At 44.1% G+C, this 15,879-nt stretch carries 14 protein-coding genes; 12 read left to right on the top strand and 2 right to left on the bottom strand.

All coding sequences use genetic code 11. The features are described 5' to 3' along the window. Positions 1-61: 61 nt before the first annotated feature. The 6 genes from JWV37_RS03315 to rpsR all read left to right on the top strand — a co-directional run bounded on the left by JWV37_RS03315 (position 62) and on the right by rpsR (position 5,118). Positions 62-874 carry an HDOD domain-containing protein gene (locus JWV37_RS03315; RefSeq protein WP_205458259.1) on the top strand — a complete coding sequence of 271 codons (813 nt, stop codon included), beginning with the start codon at positions 62-64 and terminating at the stop codon, positions 872-874. Then, on the top strand, positions 871-2,817 hold the full coding sequence (locus JWV37_RS03320; RefSeq protein ID WP_369407645.1) for an RNB domain-containing ribonuclease: 1,947 nt from the start codon (positions 871-873) through the stop codon (positions 2,815-2,817). The genes JWV37_RS03315 and JWV37_RS03320 overlap by 4 nt, the downstream gene beginning before the upstream one ends. Beyond that, positions 2,817-3,821: a DNA polymerase III subunit delta gene (gene holA / locus JWV37_RS03325; RefSeq protein ID WP_205458261.1), complete on the top strand. Its 1,005-nt coding sequence runs from the start codon at positions 2,817-2,819 to the stop codon at positions 3,819-3,821. Before JWV37_RS03320 ends, holA begins: the two co-directional genes overlap by 1 nt. A gap of 88 nt (positions 3,822-3,909) precedes the next feature. Then, the gene (gene rpsF / locus JWV37_RS03330) at positions 3,910-4,335 is read left to right on the top strand and encodes a 30S ribosomal protein S6 (protein WP_205458263.1); all 426 of its coding nucleotides are present in this window, start codon (positions 3,910-3,912) and stop codon (positions 4,333-4,335) included. Positions 4,336-4,353: 18 nt separating this feature from the next. Continuing rightward, positions 4,354-4,836 (top strand): single-stranded DNA-binding protein, encoded by a 483-nt coding sequence (gene ssb / locus JWV37_RS03335; RefSeq protein ID WP_205458265.1) that lies wholly within the window; start codon positions 4,354-4,356, stop codon positions 4,834-4,836. 21 nt (positions 4,837-4,857) lie between these two features. Then, positions 4,858-5,118 (top strand): 30S ribosomal protein S18, encoded by a 261-nt coding sequence (gene rpsR, locus JWV37_RS03340; RefSeq protein WP_205458267.1) that lies wholly within the window; start codon positions 4,858-4,860, stop codon positions 5,116-5,118. 74 nt (positions 5,119-5,192) lie between these two features. On the opposite strand, the gene lon is transcribed toward rpsR, so the two are convergent. Beyond that, on the bottom strand, positions 5,193-7,610 hold the full coding sequence (gene lon, locus JWV37_RS03345; RefSeq protein WP_205458270.1) for an endopeptidase La: 2,418 nt from the start codon (positions 7,608-7,610) through the stop codon (positions 5,193-5,195). 21 nt (positions 7,611-7,631) lie between these two features. Continuing rightward, a complete protein-coding gene (locus tag JWV37_RS03350) occupies positions 7,632-8,276 on the bottom strand; it encodes an outer membrane protein assembly factor BamD (protein ID WP_205458272.1) in 645 nt (214 codons plus the stop codon). 189 nt (positions 8,277-8,465) lie between these two features. Between JWV37_RS03350 and fliW the strand changes: the two genes are divergently transcribed. The 6 genes from fliW to JWV37_RS03380 all read left to right on the top strand — a co-directional run bounded on the left by fliW (position 8,466) and on the right by JWV37_RS03380 (position 15,806). Next, positions 8,466-8,858, top strand: coding sequence for a flagellar assembly protein FliW (gene fliW / locus JWV37_RS03355; RefSeq protein ID WP_205458274.1), 393 nt, complete (start codon positions 8,466-8,468; stop codon positions 8,856-8,858). Beyond that, positions 8,855-9,610, top strand: a complete 756-nt coding sequence (locus JWV37_RS03360) for a pyrroline-5-carboxylate reductase (protein WP_369407646.1) — start codon at positions 8,855-8,857, stop codon at positions 9,608-9,610. The genes fliW and JWV37_RS03360 overlap by 4 nt, the downstream gene beginning before the upstream one ends. Before the next feature lie 67 nt (positions 9,611-9,677). Then, on the top strand, positions 9,678-13,808 hold the full coding sequence (locus JWV37_RS03365; protein WP_205458276.1) for a Calx-beta domain-containing protein: 4,131 nt from the start codon (positions 9,678-9,680) through the stop codon (positions 13,806-13,808). Next, entirely contained in the window at positions 13,808-14,485 is a 678-nt protein-coding gene (locus tag JWV37_RS03370; protein WP_275898337.1) for a type IV pilus modification PilV family protein, read from the top strand. The genes JWV37_RS03365 and JWV37_RS03370 overlap by 1 nt, the downstream gene beginning before the upstream one ends. Continuing rightward, on the top strand, positions 14,479-15,366 hold the full coding sequence (locus JWV37_RS03375) for a type II secretion system protein (RefSeq protein ID WP_205458280.1): 888 nt from the start codon (positions 14,479-14,481) through the stop codon (positions 15,364-15,366). Before JWV37_RS03370 ends, JWV37_RS03375 begins: the two co-directional genes overlap by 7 nt. Beyond that, the gene (locus tag JWV37_RS03380) at positions 15,366-15,806 is read left to right on the top strand and encodes a type IV pilus modification PilV family protein (RefSeq protein WP_205458332.1); all 441 of its coding nucleotides are present in this window, start codon (positions 15,366-15,368) and stop codon (positions 15,804-15,806) included. Before JWV37_RS03375 ends, JWV37_RS03380 begins: the two co-directional genes overlap by 1 nt. Positions 15,807-15,879: the final 73 nt, after the last annotated feature.

Consider the following 15,879-nt stretch of genomic DNA (forward strand, 5'->3'; position numbering starts at 1 on the left):
TTAAGTTATTTTTGGCTAAAATCAGCCCATTGTAAACTTAATCTTAACCAAAGGCGACATCATGGATGAAACTATTTTAAAGAAAATCAAATCCCTTCCTCCGCTTGATGATACCATTCTTAAAATTCAGCGCATCTGTACCGACAAAAACAGCTCTTTGAATGATTTGGTTAAAGTAGTAGAGAGCGATCCCATGCTCACTGCCAACATCCTAAAATCCTCCAACTCACCCTTATACGGATTTAGCCGAGAAATTAAAAATATTTCCCATGCTATCTCTCTTTTTGGGATGGCAACAGTACGCGGATTTGCCCTTTCAAGCGCTATTAAACAAAGCATGAAAATTAACCTCACACCCTACAACATTACCAACGGTCGGTTTTTGGAAATCAGCACCTACCAAAGCGCGTTGATGTTTAACTGGTACACCAAAGTTGATCGCTCTTTGCTAGACATTCTCCTGCCCGCTTCTTTCTTAATGGAAGTAGGCAAAGTCGTCCTTGCTAACGTCCTTATGGACAAAAACACTTTCGAGCCTTTTTTGGCAAAAATCAAGACAATCCGAACCCTCGAAGAACTTTCAGTACTTGAGCGCGAAACCCACGGCATCACCAGTGAAGAGGTCACGGCAAAAATCTTTGAACAGTGGAACCTAGAGGCAGAGCTTGGCGAAGCTATTCGCTTCTCTAGTAACGCTAGCAACGCACCAAGTGCTATTGCACCTCTAGCGCGCCCTTTACATGTAGTTAAAACAACGGTTAACGTGTTTGACCAACTCTCCCTCACCTCCACCCAAAACGCCACTGCTCTTCTTGACACATACGGTTTTGGCCTTGAACTTTTTAATGAAGCAGCCCAAAAAGTAACCGCGTGAAATCATTTTTGCTTGCGTTGACACAGGGGGTGGATGCCGCCACCCTCACCAAAGACCAGCTTGCCCTTGTCACTGAACTTATGCATCTAAAAGCGTGTACATATACCAAAGACCACTACAAACTCGACAGTGCTTTTCGCGTGGGAAAAGTCGATGTCGCCTCCAGTGGCACGGGGTTTTTAGAAGTCTTTGAAGCAGGCTTGACGCGCAAAGATTTGATGATTGAACCCAAAGATTTGCAAGGAGCAATGCGCGGAGATTTGGTCCTTGCCAAGCGCCTTCCCATCCGCAAAGGACGCCCCAAAGCCAAGGTGGTCTACATCCTCAAACGCGCTAGCGGGGTTGCCATTGTCTACACCAAAACCATCCAAAAACAAGTCGTCGCCTTACATTTAAAAACAGGCCTTGCTTTTCCCTTGGCGGCGAGTCAAAAATCCCTCAAACAACTCCCCGAGGCTTCTGTACTAAAAATCGACACGCTAACTGGCACTATCCTAGAAGTCCTAGGCGTCTTTAGCGACCCGACGGTAGATGAAAAAATCTGCCTTGCTTCCCACAATAAAACCGAATTTTTTAGCCCCGAAGCGGAAGCTGAATCCAAAGCCCACGGCACAGCTGTAGACAAAAGCCTTTACCCTGAGCGCGTAGACATTACCCACTTGCCCTTTTGCACCATCGACCCGCCCGATGCTAAAGACTTTGATGATGCGATTTATTTTGACCAAGAAAACTGTGTCCTTTACGTAGCCATCGCTGATGTGAGTGAGTATGTTTTTCCCTTTGGCTCCACCGACAAAGAAGCCAAAGAGCGGGGATTTTCCATCTATTTTCCCCATAAATCCATCCCCATGCTGCCGCGCAGCCTAAGTGAAAACATTTGTTCTCTCAAACCCAATGAAGACAGGCTAGCCTTTTGCTTTAAAATCACACTGGATAAAACTTCTTTACATGTAAAGAGCGAAGATCTTTTTAATGGCATCATCCACTCCAAACGTCGCTTTACTTACGATGAAGTCGACCGATTTTTAGCAGGTGATTTTAGCCACCAAATCCCCGAAGATGAACCTATTCTTGAGTGGCTTTTGCCTTTAAAAGAGACGATTTTCAAAGTACGCAAAAAGCGCCTTTACGATGGGTTTGAATTTCGCAGCAACGACACCCGCATGGAAGTAGACGCCCAGCAAAACCTCGTCGCCACGCACATTGAGAGCGAAACACCCTCCCATTCGCTCATCGAAGATTGTATGCTTTTGGCTAACCAAGCCGCTGCCAAGCGCATCCAAAAAGGGATTTTCCGCAACCACGAAGCCCCCTCCTTTGAACGCGTTGAAGAGTTGCTTGTTGACCTTGAAACCATCGGCTTACATGTAAGCTTTTCTCCTGATTTGCCCAAGCTCATCGGCATCATCCAAAAACAAGCGGGAGCTCTAGGCATGCGCGAAGATGTGGACAAGCTCATCATTAAAAGCCAAAAACGCGCCTTGTACGAATCCGAATCCAAAGGCCATTTTGGCCTTGGGTTTGAGACCTACACGCACTTTACTTCGCCCATTCGCCGCTACAGCGATTTGCTTCTTCACCGGCTGCTTAAAACTGAGCTTTCCCATGATGAAAAACTCCGCCGCTACCTTTTAACCGACATCGACACCGTTTGTGAACGGGTCAGTGAACTTGAACGCGAAAGCGACAAGGTCGCCTGGGAATACATGGACAGAAAGTTCGCACGGTGGGCGGCGACACACTTAAGAGAAACCTTTAAAGCCATCATCACCGACGTCAACAAAGCGGTCATTGCGCGCCTTGATGACACCATCCAAGGGGCACGGCTGTTTATCATGGATGATGATGTGGAACTGTTAGAGCGCGTGGAAGTCATGCTCGTAGAAGTTGATTTACCCAGTGCTAGAATTTACGCGCGCGTCACCAAAAGGCTTGACCCTTAATGTACCGCCGCGACCTAGAAAACGCCCTTAGCAGAGGGAATTTACCAAAATCTCTGCTCTTGCACGGCCTATGTGATTTTCAAATTTCCCACTTTGGCAAGGCTGTTTTAAACCAATGGAATACCGCCAAAGACGACCCTTTGGTTTTTTATTTTGATGCGTATGATTTTCATTCTGCCAAGTCGCACATCTCCCAATCATCCCTTTTTGGGGACAAAAACCTTCTGGTCATCAAAACCGACAAACCCCTTCCCAAGCAAGAACTTGAAACCTTGCTTGCCCTGTGTCACAAAGATGCCAACAGCTTTTTGCTTTTAGAGTGTTATAGTGATGATGCCAAGGTTAAAACTATGGCAAAATCTTTCTCCAAGGCCCTAAGTAGTGATGTAGTGCGGTTTTTCAAACCCTCTCTTTCAGAAGCCATGGGATTCATGACACAAATAGCCAAAGCCAAAAACCTCTCCATCCAATCCTACGCCCTCAACCACCTCTACCTCACCCACAACGAAGATTTAAATTTGGCCATTAGCGAATTTGACAAGTTGGCTATTCTTGAGCGAGAAGTAACCAAAACCGACATCGATCGCCTAGTCTACGGTGCAGGAACGGTGGGCGTGGAAGAGTTTGCCTCAAAACTCTTAGACCTTAAACCCATACAAACAGATTATCAAAGTTTTGTAGAATCAGGTGCTTTTGACGAAGTACGCGTTCTTAATGCCCTTCAAAACCACGTGGTGCAATTGTCCACCTTTCACCTCTACATCAAACTTCACGGAGACTTTGACGCCAAAGAAATCTTAGGCTACCCACTCCCGCCACACCTTGCTAAAGAGCGCGCTAGCCAAAGCTTACGCTTTCCGCTTCCTTTGTACCAAGCCCTCTTAGAAGCCCTAGCCCAGGCTGAACACACCCTAAAGACAAAAACCCATTATGACAAGCCTGCTTTTTTGCTTTCAACCCTTTTACATGTACAATCCCTCATTAAAAAATTAGGAAAGTCTTAAGTTATTTTAAGATATAATCGCCGCTTACTCTTAGCCACTAAGGGTTCCTTGCTCTTGTAAAAGAGCTACATATCCACAAGGAGAACACATGCGACATTACGAATTGTTGTTTGTACTAAAGCCTACGCTTACCGAGGAAGAAGTACAACAAAAGTTAAACCTCATGAAAGAGGTTCTAGAAAAGAACGGGGCTGAGATTGCTTCCGTACTTGAAATGGGAACACGCCGCCTTGCCTACGAAGTGCAAAAGTTTGAGCGTGGCGTTTATTTTGTTGTCTACTTTACAGCCCCAACTGCGGCGATTAAAGAAGTTGAGCGCATTATCCGCATCAACGAAGAAATCATCAAATTCATGACTGTTAAATTTGAAAAGAAAAAAGAGCTTGCACACTGGGAAAAACTTGCCAATGCAGCCAAAGGTAAAAAAGAGGAAGCAACACCTGCACAAGCACCAGAAGCCGTAGCAGCTCCCGTCCAAACCGAAGAAGTTGCTCCAGAAGTCCAAGAGGCCTAATACCCCAAAGGAGAAGGCATGTTTAACAAAGTCATTTTAGCAGGAAACCTTACCCGAGACCCAGAGCTTCGCTATCTTCCTAGCGGAAGTGCGGTGTGCAATACAGCCATCGCCACCAACCGAAAGTTCAAAAGCCAAACAGGCGAACAAAAAGAAGAAGTGTGCTTTGTCGACATCACATTTTTTGGCCGTTCTGCGGAGATTGCCAACCAATACCTCAAGCGCGGATCCAAGATTCTTGTTGAGGGACGCTTAAAACTCGACCAATGGACAGATCAAAGCGGCGCCAAGCGCAGCAAACACTCTGTTTCTGTGGACTCGCTTCAGATGCTTGATAGCAAAGGACAAGCAGACCACGGCAACGACGATGCCCCTGCTTATGGTGAGCCGCGCTATTCCAATGACCAACAAAACATGCCACCACGGCAACCCCAGCAAAAAGGCTCTGGAAACACATCGTATCCAGAAATCGACATCAATGATGACGAAATTCCATTTTAGAACCATATAAAGGTAAAACCCATGGCTGAAAAACGTAAATATTCACGAAAATACTGCAAATACTGCGAAGCAAAAATTGAGTTTATCGATTACAAAGATACAAAACTTTTGAAGCACTCTCTTTCTGAGCGTTTTAAAATCATGCCACGTCGTCTAACTGGCAACTGCAAAAAACACCAAGAGATGGTAGAAGCAGCCATCAAACGCGCGCGTCACGCAGCGATTGTTCCTTACATCGTTGACCGCAAACGTGTTGTTGCTAACCCGTTCGAGATTCTATAAGTCTTACATGTAAAGGAGTTCCTTTCAAAAAGGAACTCCAACTAAGGAGAGATTTTATCCCTCCTTGGCTCCCTTTAAACCAATACTCTCTTTAAAACTTCTTCAATGCGTTCCACCGGAATAATCTCTAGCGCTTCTTTGACTTCATCGGGAATCTCCTCCAAGTCACGCTCGTAGTTTTTCTTCGGAATCAAAGCTGTGGTGATTTTGGCTTTAAAGGCCGCAATAAGTTTTTCTTTCAGCCCACCAATGGGTAGCACTTTGCCCGTTAGAGTCAACTCACCCGTCATTGCCACATCGCTGCGTACTTTTTTGTCTGAGAGAATCGAAGCAATAGCTGTTGCCATCGTAATCCCAGCGCTTGGACCGTCTTTGGGCGTTGCACCCTCGGGTACATGTAAATGCACGTCAAAGCGACGGTACATTTCACTAGCCTCTGGCAGCACGTTGTCTTCTTTTTCTTTAGTGGTTTGAGGAATGATGTCTTGAGGAATGAGTATTTTTTTCTCATCAACAAGGACTTTCACCACACTAAGGGCAATCTTCGCAGACTCTTTCATTACTTCACCTAAAGAACCCGTAATTTGCATGGCGCCTTTGCCTTGAATGCGAATAGCTTCGATTTTGAGCACATCGCCTCCTACACTTGTCCACGCCAACCCATTGACTTGACCAATACGAGACTTTTTGTCGGTTGCTTCAATCTCAAACACCCGTTTTTCAAGGTACTCTGAGATATTTTTAGTGGTGATGGAAATTTTTTCTTGGCTCGGGTTTAGAAGTAGTTGTTTGGCTGCCTTTCGAAAAATGTCCGCCAAACGACGGCGCAAATTTCGCACGCCAGATTCTCTGGTGTAATTAGCAATAATCATTTGCAAAGCCGTTTTAGCAATAGAAACCTCAATGCTTTTAAGGCCGTGTTTTTTAAGTTCTTGGGGAATGAGGTATTTTTTGGCTATCTCGTACTTTTCTTGTGGCGTGTAGGAGCTAAGGAAAATAAACTCCATACGGTCACGTAAAGGTGCAGGGATGGAGCTCACGTCATTCGCCGTAGCCACAAACACGATCTTGCTTAAATCAATGTTGAAGTTGAGATAATAATCCCTAAACTTGTTGTTTTGTTCAGGATCAAGCACTTCCAAAAGCACTGCCGTTGGGTCGCCCCTAAAACTACGCGCCACCTTATCAATCTCATCAAGCACTACCACGGGGTTCATTTGTTTAGCCTCAATCAGCCCTTGAATGATGCGTCCGGGCATCGCGCCAATATACGTGCGTCGGTGACCACGCAGCTCATTGACATCTTCAAGCCCGCCCAAAGCAATGCGTACAAGTTCGCGCTTTAGCGCCTTGGCAATAGAGTTGGCCAGTGAGGTTTTGCCCACCCCCGGAGGGCCTGCAAAACACAAGATAGCACCCTTGTTGGATTTGTCTTTGATACCGCGTTTTTCAAGGAGCTGTTTTACGGCAAAATACTCTTCAATGCGCTCTTTTGGCTTGGTAAGCGAGTGGTGGTCTATGTCTAATTGGCGTTTTACTTCGGCGATGTCTAGACGCTCTTTAGCAACAGATTCATAGGGGATGTCAATCACCCAATCAAGGTAACCTTGAATCATATTTGCATCCGCAGAATCGGGGTGCATACGGGCAAGTTTATCAACTTGTTTGCTGATTTCCTTCACCGCATCTTCACTCATAAAAGGCTTTTTGGCTTCAAGTTTTTTACGATACTCTTCAATCTCTTCTTCCCGCTGTGAATCCGTGCCAAGTTCTTGCTGAATTTGCTTAAGTTGTTCTTTTAAAAAGTACTCTTTGTTGACCTTTTCAATGCGCGAATGGACTTTGGTTTTGATCTCTCGTTGCAGTTTACTCGATTCAATCTCTTCAATCAAATAATCCACCAAAAGCAGCATACGTGCCTCTAAGCTCTCTTCTACAAAAAGCTTATATGCTTGCTCTTTCTTAAGGCGCATGGAGCTTGAAATCAGGTCACAAATGCGTCCGACTTCACTATTTTCTTCAATGGTTTTAAGTAAATCAGGTGGGAAATAATTACTCACACCCGCAAGCACGCGCACTTTTTCGCGCATGATGGACAAAATCGCGTCAATCTTGTTTTCATTTTCGCGGGTCGTATGCAATACTTCCACCATAGCCCTAAGGGGTTTTACACCAAGTTCTTCGCTGATGCGGCCCTTTGTCATTCCCTGAAAAAGCACTTTAACCCTGCCATCAGGCAAAGCAACCTTACGCATAATAGAACCAATGACGCCCGCTTTGTACATGGAATCAAAATCGCGGGTGCCCTCTTCACCAGGCTTTGCCGAAGCTACCAGCACAAGCGAATTGTGCTCAAGTGCGGCATTGGCTGCGGCAATATTTTCTTCATCGCTTAAAAAAAGTGGTGAAATCATAAACGGGTATAAAAACAAATCATCTTCGACGATAATAGGAAGTGCGGCTGGAAACGCACTGTAATCACTAAGTTGCAAAATCTTCCCTCCTTCTAGGGGTTATTCAAAAAGTGCACGGTACCACGGCAATGTTGGCTTAATCATGTTTGCATCTTTAAGCGGTGATGTTTGAAGTTTTTCTTCATAAATAGCTGCCGAGTCATCTTTGCCTGTACGTTTATACAATGAGGCGATTTCTTGTTTTAAATAATACTCGCCCAACTCCATCTTGGTTAAAATTGTTTCCACCATAGGGCGGTAAGCGGAATTTGGATACCGCCGTACAAACTCTTTTGTCTCCTCAATGGTGTCAAGCAAAAGCTGTTGGTTGCGATTGGGGTAGGCAAAAGAAGCGAAGTTGGCTTTGATTTTTAAAAATCTTGCGTACTCCACCTTGGTAGGATTGCCGTAGCGTTTAATGTATTCATCTAGGTAAAAATTGGCCAACAAGTATTGCTCATCTTCAATGTGCGCATGGGCCAAAACAAGCATAGCTTGCTCTAGTAATGGTGAGGCGATGTGCTCACTCGCCATGGATGTATAGTGCAAATCGGCAGCTTCTAAATCTCTGTCTTTAATGTCTTTGATAATTTGCTCATACCAAAATGCCGCGGGCTGATTAAACAACTCCTCTTGCTTGCTAGCGCACCCTGCCAAAAGCGAGGCTACAAGTAATGAAGAGGCAAAAAAACGAAGGTGACGCATGGTACTCCTTGTGTGAAGCTTTCTGGCACTAATGCAACAAGTCACTAGGCGGTTCTTGCTTTTCTTAAAGAGGGTATTGTAGTCTTTTTTATGTTATCTACAGTTTAAACCTTTTTGAGCGATATAAAATAGAGTTTTAAACTCTACAGTGCTACAATGATATAAAACTTCCCCCCCCAAAGGACACGCATGGTCTTTACTGTGAAAAGCCCAATTCCCGGCTTTGCGCACATCACGACAATGGAGCTCGTAAAAATTGATGATTTTTTCATGCGCCTTGAAAGCAAAGATGACGCTACTTCGTTTACATTGCTCAATCCCTATATGTTGCGCGAGTACGCCTTTGAGATTCCTCCTTATTATAAATCACTGCTTGAAATCACCGACGAATCCAAGATTATGGTCTTTAACATCATGATTATTGCCAATCCCATTGAGAACTCTTCAGTGAACTTCATTGCGCCTTTGGTGTTTAACGCTGAGAGCATGACGATGGCGCAGATTCTTTTGGATTCAGACAAGCATCCCGACCTTGGCATTTCTCAAAGTATTGGAAGCTTTTTACAAGAGGAAGAAGCGTGAAACTTACTTTTATCGGCAATGGCGCCATGGCAAAAGCCATGATAGCAGGCCTTGTCAATACACATCAAATCGAAGTTCTTGGCAAAGATATGGTCAAGCTTCGCGCGCTTAATGATGCTTTTGGTGGCAAACTCTCCTTAGGATTACTCCAAGAGGGCGTGGATGTGACGGGCAAAACACTTCTTTTGTGTGTCAAACCCCACGCTCTAGGAGCCGTTTCTTCTTATGTCCAAGGTGAAGCCCACGGGCTCATCAGCGTGCTTGCGGGCACATCCTTAAAGGCGCTCCAAGAAGCCTTTACATGTAAACATCTCATCCGCGCCATGCCAAATCTCGCCGCCGCACATGGCGCTTCCATGACACTTTTAACAGGCGATAATGACTTTAGGGAAACTTCCGAAGCAATCTTAAAAAGCATTGGTAAAACCCATTGGCTAGGCACTGAAAAAGAGTTCGACATCGCCATGGCGCTCACTGGAAGTGGCCCTGCTTTTTTAGCCCTTGTAGCCGAAGCCTTGTGCGATGGCGTGGTGCGCGAAGGGCTCAAGCGTGAAGATGCCACTTTTTTAGCGCGTGGTCTTTTTGAGGGCTTTGCGCCACTACTTCAAGCCAACCATCCTGCCCTCATCAAAGAAGCTGTCATGAGCCCTGGGGGTGTCACTGCCGCAGGGCTAGGTGCCTTAGAAGATTGTAAGGCAAGAAGTGCCTTTATGTTAGCAATAAAAAAAACATATGAGAAAACACTAAAATAACAAGCAAAGAAATAAAGAAATTTCGCTAAACTAGTACCTACATTCTTTTTACTTTAAGGAGTCGGTTATGTTGCGCCCCTTAATAGTGTTTGCTCTTCTTGTGAGCATTGCTTTTGCTGACACCGAAACCAACAATAACTGCTCAGAAGTTGAGTTAATTTCAGAACTTCACAATATATCGATTGCAAAAACCCACGAGGAAACAGGAACGGTGTATCAGGGATCTGATACTTATGATTATTATTATTTCCAATCCCAGTTACCTGCTGAAATTTCAGTTTCAATCTACGGAAACAAAACAAACTACTCATTTTTCATTGGAACACAGTGCGACGGAGGATCAATATACACAAACACTTCCGACAGCAATACAAAAAACGCAGGTACTTTTGAGGTTGGAGCTGGAGATTTTATCTATTTGAAAATCCAAAGAAGATACAACACCCTAATGAGTTACAATCTCACAATCAATTACACGCCAATCGTACCAAAACTTTCTGTTTCAAATGCTTCGATAAACGAAGGAAATCACGGCTGGTATACAAAAAAAATTCCAGTCACACTTAGCGCTGCGCACAATCAGACCGTAACGGTTCACTACGAAACCTTTGATGGCACAGCCACTTTGACAGGGAATGACTACAAAGCAGCCACAGGGGTGCTTACTTTTTTACCTGGCGAAACCACACGTATGATTCCCCTTGAAATCAATGGAGACACTATCCAAGAACCTGATGAGTCCTTTAAAGTTATTCTTTCCAATCCCTCAAGCAATGCTTCCATCTCAGACGGAATAGCCACTATCACGCTACTTAATGACGATGGCCATGTTGTGCAAAACAATTTACGCGATTTTCTCATTCGCAACCCAGTAACCACACGCAATATTAGAGGCAACCTTGCCATGATTGGCAACTCTGTATTGTGTCCTAAAAACAACACTGGGGCTTGTATTTCTGATTCCAATACTGCCAATAATGGCCTCGATTTAAAATTCATCAATACAGATAATTTTAATGGCACTTACAAAAACTCATCCAGAGCACAACTAGCCATCCCTAATAATGCCACCATTAAATGGGCAGGCCTTTACACGCAAGGATACATACAAGGCATTACCAATACTACTACCATCACCAACACCCTAACCAACACCCCTACGAGGCTAACCATTCCCTCCCTTGGAAATATTAATCTCACACCTTCGATTTCCAACATCTTTGCCAATGGATGGAGTGGCTATAGCTACGGGTCCTTTAGTGAGATCAGCCAACTTGTTGGCAAAAAAGGTTCCGAAGTGAACGGTTGGATTGCAGCTGCCAATATTATTGCTCATGAAGGAACAGACAGTAGTGGACTTGGCAATTATGGGGCATGGTCATTGGTTGTGGTTTACGAAGATGACTCCCTTTCCTTGAAAAATATTTCTGTATTTGATGGCTATCGCGCCGTCTACAACGCCACGGGGTATACTACTGTAGATATTGCTATAGATGGATTTTTGACACCAACAAGTGGTGAAATAAGCTCTTCTTTGGCTATTTTTGCCGGAGAAGGAGATAAAAATATCGAGGGCGACAGACTCTATCTGGATGGAGATGAGATTAGCATTGTCAACCAAAACGCGTTTAATTCATCCATTACTGGCGTAGTTAGAAGCCCTAACCTGATTAACAATCAAGGGATTGATATCCAAAACCATGATGTTAGTAGTATTATTAAAAATGGCCAACAAAGTGCTACCATTCGCCTAACCTCAACCCAAGACAAATACTTTCCCAGTGTTGTAGCCTTTGCGACCGAATTATACGAGCCAAGAGTATGTTACGCACAAACCCTTCTAGATGAAAATGGAAATGAAATTAGCACATTATCCCTTGGCGATACCATCACTATTGCAACATGGATCTCCAATATGAAAAAAGATGCAGAGGACTCTAATCTTGAAACTGCCGATAAAGTTGAAATTACTCTTGAGCTTGATTCTGAAAACCTAGAATATATCCCTGAAAGCATCACAATCCAAAATATTAATGAGTCAAGTTATTTTTCCAAAACTGATACAAAAGATGCAGATACTGCTGAATTTTTCTTTGATACCAACACATCCAAATGGCGCGTTGGTATTGGTGCAAGCGGAACAGACGGGGGACGGCTACTGCCAAACGAAGACAACAACCCTGGCCAAAAAACCTACGCAACATTTCAAGCAAAAATCACACAATCTGGCGATATTTCCATCAATAACCTCTACAAAGTTTCCTATGAAAATAGCTTGCTTGGTGTTCGATTCGGTGATGAGTCGCCCTTAAATATTGGCATCTGTACAGATTTTGACACCACCCTAAACGTCAGTGCGCCCTTGGGTGCTTTTAATGTGGTGCATGCAGGCTTTAATCAAGGAAGTAATAGTACCGATGGGGCTGCTGAAGAAAATGCTCTTTATACTCAAATAGCAGGACAAGCCTTTGATGTCACCGTCTTAGCGCTTGGGAGCGATTTTAGCTCAATTCAACCCTACACAGGAACTGTTCAGGTGAGTATTATTGAAAACCCAGGTTATGTTGCAGGGGCCGGTGGCACTAATCAAGCGCTATGTGACAATGCACTGCCATTGTCCACAAAGTCCATTTCTTTTGATAATGAAACCCAAAAAAACTTGTCTTTTTCCTACCCTAATGCACACATTGGTCTTGGATTTAAAGTCAGCTTTGGAGAAGGGGCTTCTTTACAACATGTTTGCTCCCGAGACCCTGGCGGTTTTGCTGTGCGACCCGCCTCTTATGTTTATCAAACCGAATCTGATCTCATTGGAGCCAACACATACACCCTGCAAATTACTTCACAAAACATAGACGAAAGCACCTCAACAACAAATTACAACCAAACAAGTAGCAACATTGACGCAAGTATGCACCTCGTAACTCCCGCAGGATGCGGGCTAGCGCCATGGAACGAAAGCATGTCTCTTAGTGGAGGATTTAGTCTTGGCGTAATGAATTACAATTTTTTTACTTATTCAAATGTTGGTGATGTTAGGGTTGAGTTTAAAGATACAAAGTGGACCAGCGTAGACCAAGGAAGTTCAAACGGAAAGGGTTATGACGACTGCATTGTTGACAGCCATAGCAACACACCCACTGGCGGAAAAATCGGATGTAATATTTACAAAGAAGAGGTATTTTCTTTTGTGGCTAAAAGTTTTCAAAATACCGCCTCTTTTATTAACGGGGAACCTTTTTACTACACTTCTGGAGGTAACGGTGTTAGTCCAACGCTTAATATCAACACCCAAGCTATTTTAGGCGACAACACTATTGCTACAAATTACACGCAAAGTTGTTTTGCAAAAAACATAACCACCAACTTAACCCTTAATAATGCGCCTCAAGAACGCAAAGATACAATTGCGTATCTTCCTGATAACAACACCCTTATAGCAAACAATGAAAATGTAGCCATTTCGACGCTTGAAGACGAATTCAACGCAGGCATGGCTGATGTTCGTGTTCTTTTTAACTTTACCCGCCAAACAAACACCGCCCATGAGCCTTTTCATGTTTTTTTAGATGACTTCAACATAACTTCAACCACAGACACTAACGGCCTATCGGGAATCGATTTTGACCGTACAATCAACATGGACAATAATGCTACTTTTTATTACGGACGTGTTCATGCGCCCGATTACCGCTTTGGTGGCAAAAGTGGCACAGCAAGGGTTTATTATGAGGTCTATTGCAAGGATTGCAATACAACAGAATTTAACGCTTTGGGAAACCAAAGCCCCGACACACTCTATTGGCACCAAAACACCCTGCATGATGCCACGCTCTACGGAAGTGTGGGCTCTTTTATCTCCTTGGGAGATGTGAGGTTTGGAAGTGCAAATTATGGGGCCGCTACAACAACAACAGCAACAGCAGCCATTGCAAGCGGGGTGGAAGTGCAGATTCTTACTACAAACCAAGCTCCCTACACCGATCGCATTCGACTCGCCCCTTCTTCTTGGCTTGTTTACAACCCCTTTAACCCAGCAGCCACGACTACTGATTTTACAGTTGAATTCTACGGAGCTGGCGCATGGGCAGGAGAAGGGTCTGTGCACAAAACCGAAGAAGGAGAAATCGGAACACATGCACATACTACCGATCAAAATACAACAATCAAACGAAACAACCGCAGGATAAACTGGTAATGCGCACAGGCTTTTCGATGATTGAACTAATTGTCTCTATCGTAGTCATGGGTATTGTTGTGGCAACACTGCCCATGATATTGCTCCAAACCCAAAACAATCTCACTTTCGCCATGCAACAAGAGGCCATCATGTCTACCAAGTCTAAAATTGGTTATATTTTGGCTTACGACTGGGATGCAAACTCCTATGAGAGCACAAGTGGTTTTACAAGGGTACTCAACACCGATGGCACTGCAGCCAATAACGCATTTGACAGAGTCGTCTCTATGCGCCGTGTTGGACACATTGAGGCAGACGGTAGACAGCGCTTGAGAGATGACCTTGCTGCGCCTACACCAAAAGGGAACTTTGCCACCAATTCAAATTTAGCCACAGGCTTTCCAGATATTGATGATTTTGACAGTGTTGTAGAAGCAACTATCATCACAGCGGAAGATTATGATATGGTCCTTCCTATTACACTTACACCAACTATTGAATACGTCACAGACAACCCTGCTGCGGGGAATTACAATGCCAAAACACTTACTTTTACCTTTACAACAGGATCAGCGGGAGGTGTGACTAATATCAAAATGATTCAAATGCACACCACAGGAACAAACATTGACCTCACCTTACGCGCCTATGCTAGCAACATCGGCGAAAGCCGTCCGCTGGAGCGCGCATGGTAAAACGCAAAGGTTTTACACTCCTTGAACTTGTGATGGTCATTGTTGTTTTTGGCATTGTTGCCTCTATTGGGGCTGATATTATTAGTTCCATGTATAAAAACTACCTTCGTACCCGCACCATTAACCGTTTGCAAACTCAGACCGAAATCACCCTTGAGCAAATTGCAAAACGCTTACAATACCGCATCAAAGAGAGTGTCGTTGTAAGAAAACCAGGAGTGAGCGTTTTATCATTGGCAAACGACAATGTTGACAACAATTTCACTATCATGGAGTGGATTGCCTATAGCAATGAAAGTTTTCTAGGTGCGACACCCAATTGGACGGGGCTTGTTGACATCGAAAACCCAAACACCAACAAGGGAGCAGCTACACTGGTAAGTCCAGGCAGTGATTTTACAATAACTGGATTACTCATGGATGCACTTACTAATCAAAAAGTTGATCTCACTGCTGGCAAAGAAGCTGCACTTGTGTTTAAAAAATCCTCCAATACTGCAGACTTTGGTTGGGGCGTTAACGCCAACACGGATGGCACTAATGCGTTAAAAGTAAGACAAGGGGCAAACCAAGACTCTCTTATTATCACCTCCGCTCTCCCAGATCAAATCTACGAGCACTATTACCTTGCCCATACGGCCTATGCTCTTATCCCCGAAGGAAGCCCGAATGATTTTAATCTCACCTTGCGATACAATTATCAACCATGGCTTAATGAATTTTACAGCAATGGCAGCACTGCCCTTATGGCTCAAAATGTCAGACTTTTTCGCTTCCGCCAAGATGCCAACCTTGTCCGAATAAAACTCTGCTTACATGATGCCAATCAAACAGGTGTCGGCGATTTTATCGTTACATGTAAAGAAAAGGTGGTCTTTTGATGCGATCTGGGTTTAGCATGATTACAGCAATTATCTTCATTGTTTTAGTGGCTACTTTAGGCATGCTGGCACTTTCGCTTTCCACCCAAACCACCAAGCAAACCACCGATTTATTTTTGCGCGAACAAGCCGAACTCTTAGCCCAAAGTGCTACAGAGTTTGCTCTTTTGGCTTTTTCTGGTCATGATATTAACGCCACCAACGGATGTCTACAGGAAATCAATGCCCAATACCCAGAAGCTGGCATCAATGCTCTATTTGACATTAACATCACGCTTCGCTACCTTGGGCGCGGTCTCCCGTGTGATGCTGGGTTTATTATTGACAATAATATCACGACCAATGATTCTAATCTTACTCTCATCATCGACACGGTTGTAACCTCCAGTGCCGCTACCGAACCCATTCGTTTTCACCGTCGCACCCTGCAAAAACCCTAAAAAATATACCAGACTCTTTTTCTCCTATCCCTTTAAGAATGGCTATGTTATAATGCGCAAAAGTCCCCAAAAA

The sequence above is a fragment of the Sulfurospirillum tamanense genome (assembly GCF_016937535.1).
GTDB lineage: Bacteria > Campylobacterota > Campylobacteria > Campylobacterales > Campylobacteraceae > Sulfurospirillum_B > Sulfurospirillum_B tamanense.

Bases quoted from the DNA above. Each gene is read 5' to 3' on its own strand.
- JWV37_RS03350 (WP_205458272.1), bottom strand. From the start codon at position 8,276: ATGCGTCACCTTCGTTTTTTTGCCTCTTCATTACTTGTAGCCTCGCTT.
- rpsR (WP_205458267.1), top strand. From the start codon at position 4,858: ATGGCTGAAAAACGTAAATATTCACGAAAATACTGCAAATACTGCGAA.
- JWV37_RS03370 (WP_275898337.1), top strand. From the start codon at position 13,808: ATGCGCACAGGCTTTTCGATGATTGAACTAATTGTCTCTATCGTAGTC.
- rpsF (WP_205458263.1), top strand. From the start codon at position 3,910: ATGCGACATTACGAATTGTTGTTTGTACTAAAGCCTACGCTTACCGAG.
- JWV37_RS03380 (WP_205458332.1), top strand. From the start codon at position 15,366: ATGCGATCTGGGTTTAGCATGATTACAGCAATTATCTTCATTGTTTTA.
- JWV37_RS03365 (WP_205458276.1), top strand. From the start codon at position 9,678: ATGTTGCGCCCCTTAATAGTGTTTGCTCTTCTTGTGAGCATTGCTTTT.
- ssb (WP_205458265.1), top strand. From the start codon at position 4,354: ATGTTTAACAAAGTCATTTTAGCAGGAAACCTTACCCGAGACCCAGAG.
- fliW (WP_205458274.1), top strand. From the start codon at position 8,466: ATGGTCTTTACTGTGAAAAGCCCAATTCCCGGCTTTGCGCACATCACG.
- holA (WP_205458261.1), top strand. From the start codon at position 2,817: ATGTACCGCCGCGACCTAGAAAACGCCCTTAGCAGAGGGAATTTACCA.
- JWV37_RS03375 (WP_205458280.1), top strand. From the start codon at position 14,479: ATGGTAAAACGCAAAGGTTTTACACTCCTTGAACTTGTGATGGTCATT.
- JWV37_RS03315 (WP_205458259.1), top strand. From the start codon at position 62: ATGGATGAAACTATTTTAAAGAAAATCAAATCCCTTCCTCCGCTTGAT.